This is a genomic window from Microcoleus sp. FACHB-68 (genome assembly GCF_014695715.1).
GTDB lineage: Bacteria > Cyanobacteriota > Cyanobacteriia > Cyanobacteriales > Oscillatoriaceae > FACHB-68.
Window position 1 is genome coordinate 348558 of sequence record NZ_JACJOT010000006.1, and the last position, 16370, is coordinate 364927.

The following is a 16370-nucleotide window of genomic DNA, read 5'->3' on the forward strand; positions in this document are numbered from 1 at the left end:
GCAGAGAAAATAAAAATGCAATTAATGAATAAGAAACTTTCAGAAAATAACTGAGCAAGTTTCCTAATTTACGGCTACAAAAATTTCTTGAGCCGTTAGTCGTAATTCTGGGAAAATTGAAGACACGAGCAAATCGTTTCCCCGAAATAATTGCTTTTGATATTCATCCTCAACCAAGGTACAAATTGTAATTGCCGGCTGTTTAGGTTTGCCAATATACTCTCTGCCGCCAACACCCAGATAGTCCACAATCCAATATTCAGGAACCCCTAAAATTGCCTAGTCCTCAACCGTTCGGGCGTAATCATTCTGCCAGTTTGTACTTACAACTTCAACCACAAGTTTGATTGAAGCGCCTAATGTAATTACCGGCTCCTGTTTCCATAAAGGTTCATTTACCAGTTGAGATTGGTCTAAAACAATGACATCAGGACGAAAAGCCGTCTCTGTTCCTAATAGTTTAATAAGACATCGATAGGGAATAAAATAAGCAGTATTCTAGCGCTCAATCTCCACATTTAGCTTTCGCCCAATCATCGCAGCGACTTGCTCGTGTAATCCTGTTGGTTCTATATTAATTAATTCGCCATCAATTAATTCATAGCGATCATCCTCGCCGTATCGTTTAATAAATTCATCGCTGGTAAGAAGTTGTGGGACTAATTGAACCATGTTGTGTTCCTCACTTAGCAACCATCTGCATCAATGACTAGAGATAATTCAACACGAATAAATTATCTGTGTTTATCTGTGTTTATCAGTGGTTGAATTTAAACTTTTACAATTTTAATTAATTTTCCGCTCAGTAACTAGCGTCAAACTCACCCATTCACCCTTATCACTGTAGCGGCGAATTAAACGCTGACGCAAATCCGGCTGAATTAACCAACCGGCTTCTAAAAAGAACGACTGACGCAGTTGAACAGATTGAAGACAAGTAGAAGACGCGCCATCGGGTAACATCAACACTTGCACCGGCACAGAACCTTCATCAAAAAGGATAGTTTTCCCTTCAACTCGACCTTTAGAAGTAAAACCCTGGATACCTGCGCCGGCACCAAAACTCAGTTGTTGCACCACACGATCAGCACCGTCTTTTTGTAATCTCAACGTCGTTGAAAATTGATCGGGTGAACGCCAATCGGGATAAAGCGTGTGCGCCTCTCCCTGCCATTCTCCCAGCAATTGATCTAAAGTCAAAGGAGGGCGTTCTACAACCTCTGTCCCCGCCCGCATTTCCCGGATTAGCGTCAATTTATCCAGCTTGCCATCCTGGTTAAATAACTGCACTAAGCGCAGCCGATTGTTATTAGCAATAAACCCAAATTCTGCCCCAAATTCCGCGTAAGGTGCTAATTGGATGCTGCCTTGAGAAAATGCTCCATTCTCAAAAAACAAAATATCTCGCCCTAGAGAACTATACTCCCGCACCATCTCCTGAACATTGGTTTCCTCTAAACCTCCAGAATCTGGAGCAAACCGGCGCAGTCTGAGGCGAACTTTTTGGTTATCCTCTAACCCTTCTAAAAAAAGCACGCTGGGAGTCATATTGATCAGTTCACCGGCAGGGGAAAGTTGAGTAAATGAACCTTGCCACTGTCCGAGATTTTGCAAAAAGTTATTCCATTGAGAAGACATAATTCAAGGGTTTAATTTTGAAGATTAAATAGGGCAAAAAAAGATTGAGACCTAACTTCTCGAACCTTTCCTTATTCTAAATTGTTTCCTGCCGGCCTCAAAAATTCAGATTCCATAATGCCGGCAACTTTCCCATCTTATTTAGAGATAACAACCTTCTCCACCTTAAACCACCTGGTAAATAAAACTCAGCGTCGCCCAAGCATTCACATCAAAAGCAAACGCATCGCTTGATATCCCAGCCAGTTGAGCACTGCCGGCACTCGCTTCGTGTAAATCTTGCAAAAGTGCTTGCGCCACCGGCAAAGGATTTGACAGCACACCAATAGGCTGAGCTTCTCCCCTTGAAGGCATTGCCGCTGCCAGCGCCGCACTTGTCCGAGTGAAGGGAGAAGTCGAGCAAATCACTTGCGCTTCCGTCATCCCACCGGCACCGCGCACGATCCAGGCAGACTGAGACGCAGCCGAGGGAATTGTCACGCTTTCTCCTGGGGCGATCGCATTTTGCTGCACAGCCGGTTGGGTTTGAGCAACTTCTGTAGAACCGGCAGGCTGGACAGCACAAAGCGCAACGGCTTCGCAAACACCGCCGGCATAGGCTCGTCCCCGGTGATCTAAACCCAGCAGAATATAATAAACCGGGCGATCACTGTCATTTCTCAGCCGGTACTGGATACGGCTGCCGGCAGATAAATTCAAAACGCCTAAATCTGCGTCCTGGTGAGCCGCGCGGTGTGTTGCTTTATTGCTTTGTTCTCGCAAGGTTTGGCGTTCAAGCAGTACCCGTTGTTCAGTGCCCTCCACCTGTTCGAGAGTGGCTGTAATCCCCAAACGAGAAGATCCTTCATTTGCGGTTAAGCGCCATAACTTAGCTGCCAAAAGCGTTTGTAGTTGTGGCGTTAACCGGCGCACCGCTGCCTTCACGGCTTCCCCACCTTCGCCGATTGTATTGGGAATTAAATCTTGCGCCAAGGAAAACAAGCCGTAGCTGCCTTGTGCGAGGGTGGGTAAAGCAGATGTTGGGGTTTGGGCGAGTAAAGTTTCTCGCACGCGCCCAAATAAACAATCAGCCGGTTGTTCACCCGCCACCACCGCCGAGACATGAGAAATCGTGGAAAAAGCGCTCGTTGCATCCACCCGCTCGATTCTGTCTAAACCGGCTTCTAAAGCCACCGTCAAGGTGATATTTCGCGGCAACACTCGGACGGCTTCTTGAACGAACTGTCCCACCTTTAGGGGCGTAACAGCCGCCCCATTCGCTGATAAAAGTTGGGCTTGCGCCGTCAAACCGCTGCGAGAGCGAGTTTGGAGCAACGTGGCATTTTCTCCGGCTGCCGGTTCTTGGGGAACGATTCTCAGCAGAGAATTGACGCCATAAGATTCTAAAACCCGTGCCGGCAGTCCTGCCAACCACACCTGAGCGGTTTTACCATCATCCGCCACCGACATCACCGCCCCATCTGCCCCAACTGGGGACACCGGCACTGGTAACGTATTTTTTTTGCTGGTTTCGTGAAGGATTTGGGGCTGCTGATCTTTCCCTGCCAGTTGCTTGAGGGTGCAGGCTGCCCGTTGCAGGTTGAAGTTTAGCGTGGTTGCCGGTGTTGCCCCCCACAAACTTTGGGTAAGGGCGTAAGTAAATAAGCCGGCGCTAAATCCATTCCACTGCATCTCAGCCGCTTGCCGGTCGGGTGCGGCTGCTGTCAGAATCACTCCAGGCACCCCAGAGGCGCGTTTTTGAGTCATTCCTTCCCGCAGTTGTTGCTGAAAATTCAGTTCATCAGAGTCGGTTGCATCTGCCATCGGGGTTGGGCGAGAGCGAATCCGCAAATTTCCCTGTAAGGCGTTGCCGGGATAGGTGTAGCTGGTATCGAGCACTGCCAAAACGCGTTCTGTTTGCAGTGAGCGTATGAGCAGCAGCAGTGTTTCTTCTAATAAATCATTAACCAAGGTGGTATCGGAGCCAAGGATACCATCGACCGGCACGAAAGAATTTTGGAGTTTAGCCGTTGAATTGGGTGCCGGTTCAGACTCACCGCCGGCATGAATGCGACGCCCATAGCCGCTGAAGTGGAAAACCACGACATCATCAGCACTTGCCTGTTCCTTCAAATGGCTGACGAAGGCATTTTCAATATTATTGCGAGTGGCGAGACTGTCGGTGAGCGTCAAAACATCTGCCGGTTGGAAGCCAAAGCGGTGAATGAGCAGTTCTCGTTGCAGATCCACATCCGTTACACAGCCGTTGAGGGTGTTGCCGGTGCCATACTGGTTAATGCCAACGAGCAGCGCCAACTTCCGAGCGTTTGGCTGTGCCAGGGCTTGATAGTAGCGATCGCCCATTCGCCCCAGCAATGCTTCACTCATTCCCAAACCTGCCAGCAAGCTGCCGGCTCGTTGCAAAAATTCCCGCCTTTTCAGTCCCATTCGCTCTTCCTTGGCTCTTACTTTTAGTTTAAATTTTCAGGTGGCTGGGGTGACCTCGATTACGCCTTTCACGCATTGGGGTGGCGGTTCCGTAAACGTGCGGGAATGAAGTGAGCAAACTGCTGTGGGGCTTTGCTTTGCAGTCCTGGTCAATTTGCATATTATCATATCAGCCGCACACACTCATAACCTAACCGGAGTTATTTAACTATTTAATTTAAGTCTTTAAAGGTAGCAAACTTGCTTTTTATTCTTCACCTTCTCAGTGTTTATCCTCTACTTTGTAATCTCCTATACATAAACATCTAGACATTCCGCGAGTCATATTTCTCTCTTTGCAGCCGTGATTCCTCGATTGTGACGAGGTTACAATAATCAGATGAAGTTTGATTGAGACGAAAATAAAGCAATAAGAAACCTCTCAAAGCACGGGATTTCGTTTGAGGAAGCCAAAACCGTTTTTCCCCGATCCGCTCTATGTTGACTTCTACGCTCCAGATCACTCAGAAGACGAGGAACGATACCTGATTGTGGGAGAGTCAAACCGGCAGCGATTGTTAATTGTCTCCTACACAGAACGAGGAAATTCTATTCGTCTTATTAGTGCTAGAGAAGTAACGCAAGCGGAGCGAGAAGCTTATGAACAGGGATAAGTCAGACAGGGAAGATGAGCTTCGATCAGAGTATGACTTAAAGAGCTTGCGAGTCAGAAGATTAGGTTCTGGGCGCAAGAATTTTGCTGACAACTGTACGTTTAGAACCTGATGTTGCAGAGATATTTCTTAATGCTGATGCAGTCAATGAAGCTTTACGGGTTCTAATCAGAATTATGCAGGAAAATCCAGCGATTGTTCCCAAAGTGCCGGCTAATACAGCGTTGGATATGACCGACGAAAAATGAGCTGTGAAATATAAAAGTTATTTGAGAGCATCGCACGTTTCTGAAAAAGGCAACTAAAATTCAGAGGAACACAGACTCAAAACACTGTCACAGGCTATCAAACTCCGCGCCGGCAGACTTGATTTTTGTAGCCGTCTTAGCGAAGCGCCCTTGCCAGCAATTTTCAATCGCCTGGTATATTTGTTGTAACCTCATTTCAATTTGGGAACACTACAAATGAACATCAATATGAGGCTATTTTATGGAACCTGTGCTCAATAAAGGTCAACTGACAACCTGGAAAGATGATAAAGGTTTTGGCTTCATCAAGCCAGAAGATGGCGGTAAAGAAGTTTTCTTGCATATCAGTGCGCTGAAGAGAGCAGATCGCCGGCCACAAGTCGGAGATACGATTTTCTACGAGCGAGTTGCTGAACCAGACGGGAAGGTACGTGCTGCTAAAGCTTCAATTCAAGGTGTTGCAGATCAATCTTTGCAAACCAAGCAGGAAGCAAGGAAACAAGGCGGTGCAGCTCGACCTTTGCAAACCAAGCCGGCACCAAGGAAACAGGGTTTACTTAAAAGTGTTGTTAGCCTTGGAGCTCTGGCTGTCATTGCGCTTTTTACGACCCTTAGTCCTACTCGTTCTGCCCCTCCAATTAGAGCTACCCCAACACCAGCCGGTTCTGCCTCTCCAATGAGAGCCGTCACAAACCAAGAATGTGTTATCAAAGGCAATATCTCGATTAGTACCGGCGATAAGCTTTATCACCTTCCGGGTATGGAAGATTACGAAGCAACAAGAATCGATCCAACAAAGGGAGAAAGGTGGTTTTGTACAGAGTCAGAGGCGATCGCAAATGGTTGGCGTAAAGCACCGAAGTAGCCGCAGCAGCCCAATACTTTAGGGCAGCGGATGATTGAAACCTGCTGGTGAAGTTGCCGAGGTTAACTGCCGGCGCTGGCTTTTGCCGTTAGGCTGCTTCACCTGACAGGTGGGATAATTAGGATTTAGTCGTTGTCAAATTGTTTATATCAGTTGAAAGTAATGTCAAAATTTATTGTCCAAGTTCGCACCCGAAATAACTTGCTTGAACTGATTGCTAAAGAGGAATCTCAGGCATGGATCATTGCTGAAGATAAAGTTCAGCAAATCACTCACGTTCAAATAGTCAATTTTGAGGGAACACAAATGATCGAGGGCATTTTTGACCGAAGTGCAAGTTGGCGAAGAGACGATAATCGGCTTGTTTTGAAGTTTCAGCAGGGACGGATTGTGAATTGCCAAGTAAAGTTCGATGGGCAAAATCCTGTCCGCTATCTTGAGGAGTAATTACACTAACCGTTTGACGCAGATAAATTAAAGCGAATTCATATTCTTGCAGAAGCGTTAAATGCCGGTGATGATCTTTCGTCTTTAAAACTCTTAAATTTATTATAGAGAACAGAAGATGCAAACTTAATTAAGATGCGTTTATGCTGAGGAAGAAGGGAAGCAAAAAAGATAATTTTGAATGCAGGAAATTTGAATTTTTCATTCAAAATGGGAACTAACTATTCAAAAATAATTCTTTAAAACTTCCCCATGCCGCTAGAGTCTTTGAGTAAAAGTATTCACGCCTAAAACGTTTCCGTAATCGACGAGAAAATCCCATAATTCCCTAATACCGGCAATCGCTAAAAAGATTCCATCGGCACTCGCATCGCACGGGCTAGTTCAGCGGCAACCTCTGGACGCGAAAACTCTGGCGGCGGTAACTGGCCGGCACGTAACATCTCCCGCACCTTCGTTCCTGACAGGTGAACACGCTGATCCGGGTTACTCGGACTGGTTTTTGAAGTCGCCATTCCCTGTGTGAGTTTGCAATAGAAAGCGTGTTCAAACTTCATTGGCGAAATGCCCAATTCACCCGGCTCAAATTCATCAAAGATATATTGAGCGTCGTAGGTGCCATAGTAATTACCCACACCGGCATGATCGCGCCCAACAATAAAGTGAGTGCAGCCGTAATTCTTCCGCACTAGGGCATGGAAAATCGCTTCACGCGGGCCGGCATAACGCATCGCCGCCGGGTTAATCGCCATGATGACCCGGTCTTTGGGATAGTAATGTTCCAGCAGAATTTCGTAGCAACGCATCCGCACATCAGCGGGAATATCATCGCTTTTTGTTGCACCCACTAAAGGATGCAAGAACAAACCATCAACGGTTTCGAGAGCGCATTTTTGAATGTATTCATGTGCGCGGTGAATGGGGTTGCGGGTTTGGAAACCAACTACAGTTTTCCAACCCTTTTCCTTAAACAGCTTCCTAGATGCGGCTGGATCAATCTGGTATTTGGGAAACTGGGGGTGAGGATCGCGCTGGAACAACCATACAGGGCCGGCTAAATTAATTGGCCCTTGCTCGTAAACGACTTTCACACCCGGATGCTTTTCATCATCGGTGCGATAGACGTTAATCACCTCATGGGCTTTGTTATAGCGATATTTTTGCGTCAGTTCGAGAACACCCACAAACCTGCCGGTGGGGTCATCTAAGCGCACCCAACTGCCTTCTTTCAGGGGTTCTGCAACTTCCTCGCTCACAGACAGCGTAATTGGAATTGACCAAGGCAGTCCATTCGCCAAGCGCATATCAGATACAACCGGCTCATAGTCTTTTTGCTCCATAAAGCCGGTGAGTGGACTAAACCCACCAATCGCGATTAGTTCCAGATCGGAAAGAGACCTTTCATCGAGTCGCACGCGGGGTAAAACGTCCGCTTGTTCTAGAAATTCCTGCCCTTCGGCAGATGTAGCAATACGATTGATTAGGTAGCCGCCGTGGGGGGCAATACCGTCTAGATGCTGACTCAAAACAATCCCTCTCTGCGTTGACTGAAATTGGTTGGAATGATCCTGTTTTCCTCATTTATCCTACTTCGCGAGGGAGCACAGGGGAAGCAGGGTTCCTGGAAGTGTGAAGGGGAAGAGCCGGCTGACTTCCTTCCCACTCCAAGAATACCGATGGAGAAGCAGGGGGGCTAGGAAGAAAGAATAACGGATATTGGTAATTTTATTTTGGAAGGAAATGCAATGATTTTGTCTGTCCCGTGCTTTTGATTTTTTATGTTGCTGGTAGCATCAAATAACTCAACTACCTGGGTGTAACCAACCTTTGATAGCAGCTTTCACGACTTTAAGATACTTATTTTCCAGAATGAACTCGTCAATTGCTGTTTCACTACTTGCTTGAAGCGCACCAGCGGCACGGCGCTTGAAACTGGGAGTAGTTTCATCGTTAACATAAGCCACTTTTTCTTGCTCAGTTGCAGTCGGATTCGTTTGCTCTAACTGCTTCAGGAGTTGTTGAATCTCCTCGGCTGCTTCCGCAAGAGTTTTTCTCGCTTCGGATAAATGAATATGCTGATTTGCTTGCTGTCTTGCATTACCCGAAACTTGGTTTGCAAAATTAGCAACGTTAGCTCCACGAAGGTCATTTTTGAAGGAGTCCGAGTTTGATTGACTTTCTGATGAGGAATTTTGCATCTGTGACTGTCCTATATTAATCTCAATTAAACAACTGTAATTATGTCTAGCAGCGATCTGTTGCTCTTCCATAGAAAAGACCATCCCTTCGCCTGTGATTCCATCCTCTTCCAACTTTAAAGCCCATTGAAGAATCACATCTCTGACAGATTCCACAATCCTTTTTACACTTGCTCGGCAAATACTAAGTTTTACTGAAGTACCCACCCTAGAAGCCAAAAAGGACTCTATTGTAGGTGGCAGTTGCATCTGTAGTTCGTCATCTGTATCCTCAATCAAAGCAGATAGCTCACTCATTGATTGCCCAATTCAGCAATTGCAAATGTTTTCAAGATCCTCTAAAAACTCTTGATCATCTGTAACTATTGGACACCATCCATTATAACAATTCCATCCTCTTAATTTCCCTCTAATAGAGCGATATTGAGGTATAGAATGCCCGTTATATCCCTTTAGTTCTAACTCAATCCATGCCTCAAATTCCTTGATCTTTAGCTTTCTAGCAACCACAAGAGCTCTACGGAGAACAGTTAAAACAGAAATAGAGGGGTCAAGTGCATCTCTTTGTAGTTGCAAAACTATTGAATTCACAAGTGTTACTCCTCATTCTAGCCTTGAAATATTACTATTAAGCCCAATCAAACTTAATGAATACACAGTGCTTTGCCAGAAATAGATTTCATAGAGACTACTCAATTAACTGTTTTTCAAACGATGTTCATTATCAATGCGCCTTGACCAAAAACCACTTAATTCGTATTTCAGAGGCTCAGGTTTACCTAATCCTTCAAACGGTGAGCGGTCTATGTCCTTAATTAGTTCGACAATTTTGCGATAGATTTTTTTGTCTAACTTTGCCCATTTGCTAAAGTCTGCAAAAGCAGATGATTCAAAAATAATTCTTCTGCTCATTGCAAATCCTGTAAGTTAACCTCAACTAAATTTTGCTTTTTTTTAACATTTTCAATTGCTTTCAAAAGTTTATTTTTATTACTTTCTGATTTTAAAAGATATTCGGTTTCATCAAATTCAGCAATAATAATTTCAATCTCTTTATCCCCAAAAATGGCTTTGATTTCTTCTAAAAAATTACGATCTAGTTCGCTAGCTTTTAAGCGATAAACTGCTGACATCGCTTTTACCTATTTTGAGTTTTAACAATTAGAGAATATGGCGTAGACTGTGAAGCAAGTAGGGGTAAAGTTTCATAACAAAAATCGCCTCTGTAGTAGGAAGAAACATAACACTTGCCGGATGGATAAAGTGAGACGAATAATTCGGGCTTCGCTTTACCCATCCTACAAATAATCAGGTTTTGCGCCCTCATGCTTTACTATTCGGGAGTAATGACGCCACCGCCTAATAAAACATCACCGGCATACCAAACAGCCGCTTGTCCGGGAGTAATCCCGAACTGCGGTTCATCAAAAACCAGACGAACACCGGCATCTTCTAAAGGAATCACGGTTGCCGGCATTGCAGGGGTACGGTAACGAACTTGGGCGAGTGCCTTGATGGGGGTTGCCGGCTGCGCCATAGACACCCAATTAACGCCGTGTACCGTGCATTCCGATTGATGAACACTGGCGCGATTTCCCACAATTACCTGATTTCGACCGGCATCTAGGGCAACCACATACAGCGGTTCACTGGCAGCGATCCCAATTCCCTTACGCTGACCGATCGTATAGTGATGGATGCCATCGTGATGTCCCAACACTTTGCCGGTTGTGTCAACAATTTCGCCTTTTTGCGGCGCGAGATATTTATCTAGAAATGCCCGCATGGAACCATTGGCTTCTACTAAGCACAAATCCTGACTTTCCGGCTTATCGGCAGTCTTCAAGCCAAATTCAGCCGCGAGACGACGGGTTTCCGCTTTCGTATGTTCGCCCAAAGGAAACACGCACCCAGCTAGCACTTCCTGGGATAAATCATACAAGAAGTAAGATTGATCCTTGTTGAGGTCTAAAGCCCGCAGCAGTTGATAGCGCCCGCTAGCAGAGTCGTAATTAACCCGCGCATAATGGCCGGTTGCGATTTTATCAATGCCCAATTCTTCACGGGCGTAGCGCTGCATGGGGCCAAACTTGACCGTTTTGTTGCACTGAGAGCAAGGCAGCGGCGTCACACCGGCACTGTAGCCGGCGACCAAATAATCCACAATATTGCTCTGGAAAACTTCACGAATATCGACAACGTGATGGGGAACGCCTAATTGTTCGCAAATATAGGCAGCATCAACCATCCCCTCCGTGCAACACTGACCTTTACCCTTCATCAGCCAAAGGGTCAGTCCCACAACTTCATATCCTTGATGGTGGAGGGTTGCCGCTGCAACTGAACTATCGACTCCACCGGAGAGGCCCACCACTACTTTGTTCATGATCTTGAACAACTGCAAAAAATTACCTATTACTCTAAGCTAACACCGGCAGGGGAAGAGTGGGAGCCAGAGGGAGTGCCCAGTTCTAAGTTCTGAGTGCTGAGTGGGAGTTTTGAGCGGGAGATGGGGTGTGTTGAGAGGGAGATGGGAGAGATTGAAAGAGATTGAAAGAGCTGGGGTTGCGTGTGGTAGACTGAGCGCAAATTTTGTCCGAGACTACAGAGTAGAGCATTGTGGGGAAACCGGCATGAGTGTAAATCAGCAACATCAACCCAGCAGCAATAACAACAGCAGGGATGCCGGTGATAACCGTCCGAGTTGTGTTGCCTCCTTGCAAAAAGTAGGGCTGTTTCATTCTTCCCAAACCTGCCAGGGGTTAAAACCCCCGGCTAATAGCAAAAGTCGGTTAAAACCGACTGAAAGACTATTTGATAGTTGGATTCTGACGACTTTCGCTATTGTGTCCCATTCGCACTCCATTGCCTTGCAAAAAGCATTAGTGCTCACCGGCTGTTTGCTGATGGCGTGTCAAAGCCCTGCTGGGGCAGAATCTTGGAATTTATCAGATGTGCCAACCTCCCAGTTACTTGCACAAGTATCCAGGCAATATTTGGTTTATGTGAGAGGGGAGAGTAACGAAATGCTCGAACAAGTCCGCCGAGTCGCACCGGATGCGTATATTGATCAGTACAAAGGACGCAGGGTGATCAAAGCCGGCACTTTTTATGATCGACAATTGGCAAAGCGGCGAGAGCGAGAGATTGAAGCGCTGTATATTCGGGCTGAAGTCGCCCGGATAGAGGGTCGATATAACCCTAGGACAGATGCCTATTTCCCCAACTCATCCAGAATAGAGGGTCGAGCTAATCCTAGCACCGGCTATTTCACAGGCTCATCAGCGACGAGGAGAACGAGCGACAATGATTATTTTGTCGCCATTCCCGCACCGGAAAGAGATTTGCCGGTGATTGCAGAACAAGTGCGCGTACTCGGTGTGCCGGCAGAAGGTGTGGAAGATCGAGACAAACCTCGCGGCTACCACGTCTTAGTTGGGCCATTCGCAGATAGAGGCACAGCAGAACGCTGGAACCGCTATTTAATAGATTTGGGGCTGGAGAATGCGCGGGTTTACTATGGTCGGTAGGGGATTGGGATTGGGAATGGGGCATGGGGCATTGGGCATGGGGCATTGGGCATGGGGCAAGGCTGCGCCAACCTAAAGGTATGGGCATGGGGCATTGGGCATGGGGCATTGGGCATTGGGGATAGGAGTTAGAGATTGACTTAGGATTAGAAGCTAGGAGAGAGCGTTTTGGTAGGGATTGAACACCGGCAAGAACAGATTCAGCAAATTGCAGTGACGGCTGAACAAATGCGTGCGATTGAGGCGCGAGTGTTTGACGCTGGGATGCCGGTGGCAGCTTTGATGGAAAAGGTGGCTGGACTGATTATCCGCCGCATTCAAACGCTTTATCCGATGCCGGTGCGAGTGGGGGTGTTAGTTGGCCCTGGCCATAATGGCGGCGATGCCTTGGTGATTGCAAGAGAATTGCATTTCAAAGGTTATGAAGTTTCGATTTATCGGGCTTTTTCTGAGCTGAAGGAACTGACGGATCAGCACGCTCATTATGCAACGCGATTAGGGATTCCTTCTTATGAGGTTATTGATGCGCTCAAGGACTCTGAAATATTAATAGATGGGTTATTTGGCTTTGGGCTGGAGCGACCCTTAGAAGGCTCTATTGCTGATGCAATTAACCAGATTAATACTTGGGGCAAGCCGGTGTTGAGTATTGATTTGCCTTCCGGGTTGCATACGGATACCGGCGAGGTATTGGGAACAGCAATTCGGGCGACGCGGACGCTTTGTTTGGGTTTGTGGAAGTTGGGTTTACTGCAAGACGATGCGTTGCAGTATGCCGGCGAGGTGGAATTGATTGATTTTGATTTGCCTTTGGTGGATATTTTGGCAGTTGTGGGGCAAGCACCGGCAATTCGTCGCGTCACGCCCTCCGTTGCCCTTGCTCACGTTCCCCTGCCGCGTCCCCAGTCAACCTATAAGTACAAAATGGGGCATCTGCTGCTGATTGCCGGCTCTCGGAAGTATACCGGCGCGGCAATTTTAACCGGGTTAGGAGCGCGGTGCAGTGGTGTGGGAATGCTGTCTATTGCGGTGCCAGAGTCGATTAAGCCGCTGTTGAGTGCCCAGCTACCCGAAGCTTTAATCATTGGTTGTCCGGAAACAGATTCTGGGGCGATTGAACAGCTGCCGGTGGGGACTGATTTGACTTCCTACAGTGCCATCGCCTGCGGCCCAGGTTTGACTTTAGAGGCCGCAGCAGTGGTAGAAATGGTGTTAGAAAGCGATCGCCCGGTTGTTGTCGATGCGGATGGGTTGAATGTCTTGGCGCAACTGGGCACAATCCCGACTTTGGCGGAACGGCAAGCTTTAACGGTTTTGACGCCCCATGCTGGGGAGTTTAAGCGGCTGTTTCCCGACATTGAAGACTTGACAAATAATCGAATTCATGCAGTAAAGTCTGCGGCTCAGCAAAGTCAAGCAATTGTTTTGTTAAAAGGCGCGAGAACCGCGATCGCCCATGCCGATGGTTCAGTTTGGATTAATCCAGAAAGTACGCCGGCGCTGGCAAGGGGTGGCAGTGGGGATGTTTTAACCGGCTTGATGGGGGGTTTAATTGCCCAGGCGGTTGCGGGAAATATGCCGGTGGAACCGTTAGTCACAACCGCAGTTTGGTGGCACGCAAAAGCCGGCATTTTAGCAGCCCAGGAACGCACAGAGTTAGGGGTAGATGCCTTTACGCTGACGCAATATTTGCTGCCGATGATGCAATCTTACTTTGCTAAAAACGTGCCGGTTTAGTTTTAGGTATTTTCATTGCCAAAATGATGCAGGCATCAATAACAGTTTTTCCTAATTGCTCTAATTTGTAGGAGTGCCGGTTAAAGCGATGAAATTGATTGAGAGAGTTTAAGCAATACTCATTGAGAAAAATTTGTAAAATTGATGCGATACCAGACAGCAATAAAATTAATGAGGTAAAACCTATGACATTCACAGCTACGGAATATAAATATGTGGAACTCGCTGAGGGTAATGTCCCGATAATTGCCGGCACTACGATGAAAGTTGTTGAATTAGTGGAGGCTCATATTGCTTACGGTTGGAGTCCAGCCGAGTTGCATCTGAACCATCGCTATTTGACAATGAGCCAAATTCATTCGGCATTAGCTTATTATTGGGATTATAAACAGGAGCTTGATGCAGATATGGAGCGACGTTTCCAGTATGCTGAAAAGTTACGTCTAGAAGCTGGAGAATCTGCTTTCTCTAAAAAACTTCGCGCTCAAGGATTGATTAAGTGAGCGTAGCGCTTTATATGGATGAACATATCCATCTAGCAATTACGCTAGGTTTACGTTTGCGGGATGTTGATGTCTTAACAGTTCAAGAAGATAATCGGAAAGGTACACCAGATCCGATTTTACTTGACCGTGCTACAGAACTTCAGCGCATTATTTTTACACAAGATGAAGATTTTCTAGCTATAGCAAAACGCCGGCAGAGTGAGGGGGTAAGCTTCTCTGGTGTGATCTACGCTCATCAACGACTTGTTAGCGTTGGGGATTGTGTGCGCGACTTGGAAATCATCGCAAAAACCGGCACTCCTGAAGATTTTGCTAATTGCGTTCAATATTTGCCTTTGTAGTTGATGCGATATCTTATTACAAAGTGTTTTTGGTATTGAAAATAACAAATTAGGATGTGAGCCGGCTTTAACCGGCATTCGCTATTAACCGGCAATTTTAACCTCTGGTGGGTTTGGGGAGAATCAATCAACGCTGCCGGCATCCCGTTCTTTTTATTGCTACAGTCTAGTTTCCTGATGTCAATGTGGGGATTAAAGAAATCTTATCTGTAAAATTGGTAGGATAATTATTAGACTTTTTCTAGCCCCTCAAATGTTAAACAATATTTGGAATTGTCTTTTTAGAGAGTTTCCGGACTTATTTAGTAACAACGAGCCGCCATCCCCTCCGCCGCCACCGCGTCAAACCCTGAGTGATGAAGAACTTGAGGCGGTTTTCATGCAGTTACTTGATGGGGTACGTGAGGGGTGGAGTCGGGGATCGGTGAAGGGGTTTTTGATAGCTAAACGGGTTACAGATGCGGAGTGGATCGCCTGGTTGCGTCGGTTTGAGGAATCGTTGCAAAGTGTGCCGGCGCAGCATGAAGAATTAGCGCGGCGGTTGGTACAGTTTGGGGAAATTCGTAGGGAGAGATTGGGGGAAGTCGCAGTAGAAATAGGTCGGCACTTACTGGCACAAATACCGCAGCGGCAAGAGATAGAAAATTTAGAGGAAAATATTGAAGGGGCTGAGGTATGGTTTAATCGAGGCAATGAACAATACAGGAGAGAAGATTTTCTTGCTGCGCTTACTTCCTACAACCGCGCCGTTGAAATTCAACCCAACTTTCACCTAGCGTGGAATAGCCAGGGAAATTCGCTCGCTGAATTAGAGCAGTATGAAGAGGCGCTCATTTGCTATAATCGCGCCGTTGAAATTAAACCTGACTTTTACCAAGCTTTGTATAACTGCGGGCTATTGCTTGCTGAATTAGAGCAATATGAAGAGGCGCTCATTTGCTCTAATCGCGCCGTTGAAATTAAATCTGAATTTTATGAGGCTTGGAATAGCCAAGGGAATATGCTAGCTAGATTAGGCCGGCAAGAAGAAGCACTCACTTCTTTTGCTCGCGCAATTGAAATTAAGCCTGAATACCACCAGGCTTGGTATAATCGAGGTAATTTACTAAATGATTTAGGTCGATATGAAGAGGCACTTGCTTCTTTCAGCCGCACGCTTGAAATTAAACCCGATTACCACAAAACTTGGGTAAAACTGGGCATATCGCTGAATAAATTGGGCCGGTATGAAGAAGCACTCACTTCCTTAAAACGTGCCGTTGGAATTAACCGCAACGATCATGAAGCTTGGAAAAATCAAGGAAAAGTGCTAGCTAGATTAGGCCGGCATGAAGAAGCGCTCACTTCCTTCAACCGTGTCGTTGAAATTCAACCTAACGATCACGAAGCTTGGTATAGCCGGGGGATGTGTCTAGATTATTTAGGTCACTATGAGGAGGCGCTTACTTCCTACAACCGCGCCCTTGAAATTAAACCGGACTTTTACCAAGCTTAGATGAATTGCAGCATTACAGCCGGCAACATTAGAAACGCGAAGCAACCGCACATTTCTATATCTTGCTCGAAATATGCCGGCACAGTCTCAAGGATCATCTTCCTCAAGGCTGCCGGCATCCGGCGCATCAATCACCCCCATTTTCCCCACAACTTATAACCTCAGACAGATATCCCACACACCGGCAGACGAGAGAATCTAAAATTTAGCGGTTTCCGCGCAGTCGAGTCTGATAAGTTAATAGATTGATCGCAAATACAAATTTTCTGGCATCCCTGACAGCTT

Annotated in this window: 16 protein-coding genes and 2 pseudogenes; 10 read left to right on the forward strand and 8 right to left on the reverse strand. The window is 46.4% G+C overall.

Features of this window, described 5'->3' with window-relative positions:
- Positions 1-63: 63 nt before the first annotated feature.
- From H6F73_RS06080 to H6F73_RS06090, 3 genes and pseudogenes are all read right to left on the reverse strand, one after another.
- Positions 64-672, reverse strand: a pseudogene (locus H6F73_RS06080) (Uma2 family endonuclease).
- A gap of 114 nt (positions 673-786) precedes the next feature.
- On the reverse strand, positions 787-1638 hold the full coding sequence (locus tag H6F73_RS06085) for a DUF3598 family protein (protein ID WP_190757896.1): 852 nt from the start codon (positions 1636-1638) through the stop codon (positions 787-789).
- Between the two features lie 165 nt (positions 1639-1803).
- The gene (locus H6F73_RS06090; protein WP_190757897.1) at positions 1804-4065 is read right to left on the reverse strand and encodes a caspase family protein; all 2262 of its coding nucleotides are present in this window, start codon (positions 4063-4065) and stop codon (positions 1804-1806) included.
- A 440-nt stretch (positions 4066-4505) separates the two neighbouring features.
- Here H6F73_RS06090 and H6F73_RS06095 point away from each other — a divergent pair, with 440 nt between their 5' ends.
- The 4 genes from H6F73_RS06095 (at position 4506) to H6F73_RS06110 (ending at position 6278) form a co-directional block, all read left to right on the forward strand.
- The gene (locus tag H6F73_RS06095) at positions 4506-4718 is read left to right on the forward strand and encodes a BrnT family toxin (RefSeq protein ID WP_347239480.1); all 213 of its coding nucleotides are present in this window, start codon (positions 4506-4508) and stop codon (positions 4716-4718) included.
- Positions 4719-4801: 83 nt separating this feature from the next.
- Complete coding sequence (locus H6F73_RS26390) at positions 4802-4966, forward strand: hypothetical protein (protein ID WP_242072345.1); 165 nt, start codon at positions 4802-4804, stop codon at positions 4964-4966.
- Between the two features lie 241 nt (positions 4967-5207).
- Positions 5208-5831 (forward strand): cold shock domain-containing protein, encoded by a 624-nt coding sequence (locus tag H6F73_RS06105; RefSeq protein ID WP_190757898.1) that lies wholly within the window; start codon positions 5208-5210, stop codon positions 5829-5831.
- 162 nt (positions 5832-5993) lie between these two features.
- Positions 5994-6278, forward strand: a complete 285-nt coding sequence (locus H6F73_RS06110) for a hypothetical protein (protein ID WP_190757899.1) — start codon at positions 5994-5996, stop codon at positions 6276-6278.
- A 344-nt stretch (positions 6279-6622) separates the two neighbouring features.
- Here H6F73_RS06110 and sat read toward each other — a convergent pair whose 3' ends face one another.
- From sat to mnmA, 5 genes and pseudogenes are all read right to left on the reverse strand, one after another.
- Positions 6623-7804, reverse strand: coding sequence for a sulfate adenylyltransferase (sat, locus tag H6F73_RS06115; protein WP_190757900.1), 1182 nt, complete (start codon positions 7802-7804; stop codon positions 6623-6625).
- Between the two features lie 276 nt (positions 7805-8080).
- Positions 8081-9067, reverse strand: a pseudogene (locus H6F73_RS06120) (hypothetical protein).
- 105 nt (positions 9068-9172) lie between these two features.
- On the reverse strand, positions 9173-9388 hold the full coding sequence (locus H6F73_RS06130) for a Txe/YoeB family addiction module toxin (protein WP_190757903.1): 216 nt from the start codon (positions 9386-9388) through the stop codon (positions 9173-9175).
- On the reverse strand, positions 9385-9609 hold the full coding sequence (locus H6F73_RS06135; RefSeq protein ID WP_190757904.1) for a hypothetical protein: 225 nt from the start codon (positions 9607-9609) through the stop codon (positions 9385-9387). Before H6F73_RS06135 ends, H6F73_RS06130 begins: the two co-directional genes overlap by 4 nt.
- Before the next feature lie 200 nt (positions 9610-9809).
- The gene (gene mnmA, locus H6F73_RS06140; RefSeq protein ID WP_190757905.1) at positions 9810-10862 is read right to left on the reverse strand and encodes a tRNA 2-thiouridine(34) synthase MnmA; all 1053 of its coding nucleotides are present in this window, start codon (positions 10860-10862) and stop codon (positions 9810-9812) included.
- Between the two features lie 247 nt (positions 10863-11109).
- Here mnmA and H6F73_RS06145 point away from each other — a divergent pair, with 247 nt between their 5' ends.
- The 6 genes from H6F73_RS06145 to H6F73_RS26235 all read left to right on the forward strand — a co-directional run bounded on the left by H6F73_RS06145 (position 11110) and on the right by H6F73_RS26235 (position 16244).
- Positions 11110-12006, forward strand: a complete 897-nt coding sequence (locus H6F73_RS06145; RefSeq protein WP_190757906.1) for a hypothetical protein — start codon at positions 11110-11112, stop codon at positions 12004-12006.
- Positions 12007-12174: 168 nt separating this feature from the next.
- A complete protein-coding gene (locus tag H6F73_RS06150) occupies positions 12175-13743 on the forward strand; it encodes an NAD(P)H-hydrate dehydratase (protein WP_199330438.1) in 1569 nt (522 codons plus the stop codon).
- Positions 13744-13928: 185 nt separating this feature from the next.
- Positions 13929-14246 (forward strand): DUF433 domain-containing protein, encoded by a 318-nt coding sequence (locus H6F73_RS06155; RefSeq protein ID WP_190757907.1) that lies wholly within the window; start codon positions 13929-13931, stop codon positions 14244-14246.
- The gene (locus tag H6F73_RS06160; protein WP_190757908.1) at positions 14243-14590 is read left to right on the forward strand and encodes a DUF5615 family PIN-like protein; all 348 of its coding nucleotides are present in this window, start codon (positions 14243-14245) and stop codon (positions 14588-14590) included. Before H6F73_RS06155 ends, H6F73_RS06160 begins: the two co-directional genes overlap by 4 nt.
- Before the next feature lie 253 nt (positions 14591-14843).
- Entirely contained in the window at positions 14844-16085 is a 1242-nt protein-coding gene (locus tag H6F73_RS06165; RefSeq protein WP_190757909.1) for a tetratricopeptide repeat protein, read from the forward strand.
- Complete coding sequence (locus H6F73_RS26235) at positions 16086-16244, forward strand: hypothetical protein (protein ID WP_206754740.1); 159 nt, start codon at positions 16086-16088, stop codon at positions 16242-16244. It begins immediately after the preceding gene.
- The last annotated feature ends 126 nt before the right edge of the window (positions 16245-16370 follow it).

Bases quoted from the DNA above. Each gene is read 5' to 3' on its own strand.
- H6F73_RS06085 (WP_190757896.1), bottom strand. From the start codon at position 1,638: ATGTCTTCTCAATGGAATAACTTTTTGCAAAATCTCGGACAGTGGCAA.
- H6F73_RS06090 (WP_190757897.1), bottom strand. From the start codon at position 4,065: ATGGGACTGAAAAGGCGGGAATTTTTGCAACGAGCCGGCAGCTTGCTG.
- H6F73_RS06105 (WP_190757898.1), top strand. From the start codon at position 5,208: ATGGAACCTGTGCTCAATAAAGGTCAACTGACAACCTGGAAAGATGAT.
- H6F73_RS06110 (WP_190757899.1), top strand. From the start codon at position 5,994: ATGTCAAAATTTATTGTCCAAGTTCGCACCCGAAATAACTTGCTTGAA.
- H6F73_RS06130 (WP_190757903.1), bottom strand. From the start codon at position 9,388: ATGAGCAGAAGAATTATTTTTGAATCATCTGCTTTTGCAGACTTTAGC.
- H6F73_RS06135 (WP_190757904.1), bottom strand. From the start codon at position 9,609: ATGTCAGCAGTTTATCGCTTAAAAGCTAGCGAACTAGATCGTAATTTT.
- mnmA (WP_190757905.1), bottom strand. From the start codon at position 10,862: ATGAACAAAGTAGTGGTGGGCCTCTCCGGTGGAGTCGATAGTTCAGTT.
- H6F73_RS06145 (WP_190757906.1), top strand. From the start codon at position 11,110: ATGAGTGTAAATCAGCAACATCAACCCAGCAGCAATAACAACAGCAGG.
- H6F73_RS06155 (WP_190757907.1), top strand. From the start codon at position 13,929: ATGACATTCACAGCTACGGAATATAAATATGTGGAACTCGCTGAGGGT.
- H6F73_RS06165 (WP_190757909.1), top strand. From the start codon at position 14,844: ATGTTAAACAATATTTGGAATTGTCTTTTTAGAGAGTTTCCGGACTTA.
- H6F73_RS26235 (WP_206754740.1), top strand. From the start codon at position 16,086: ATGAATTGCAGCATTACAGCCGGCAACATTAGAAACGCGAAGCAACCG.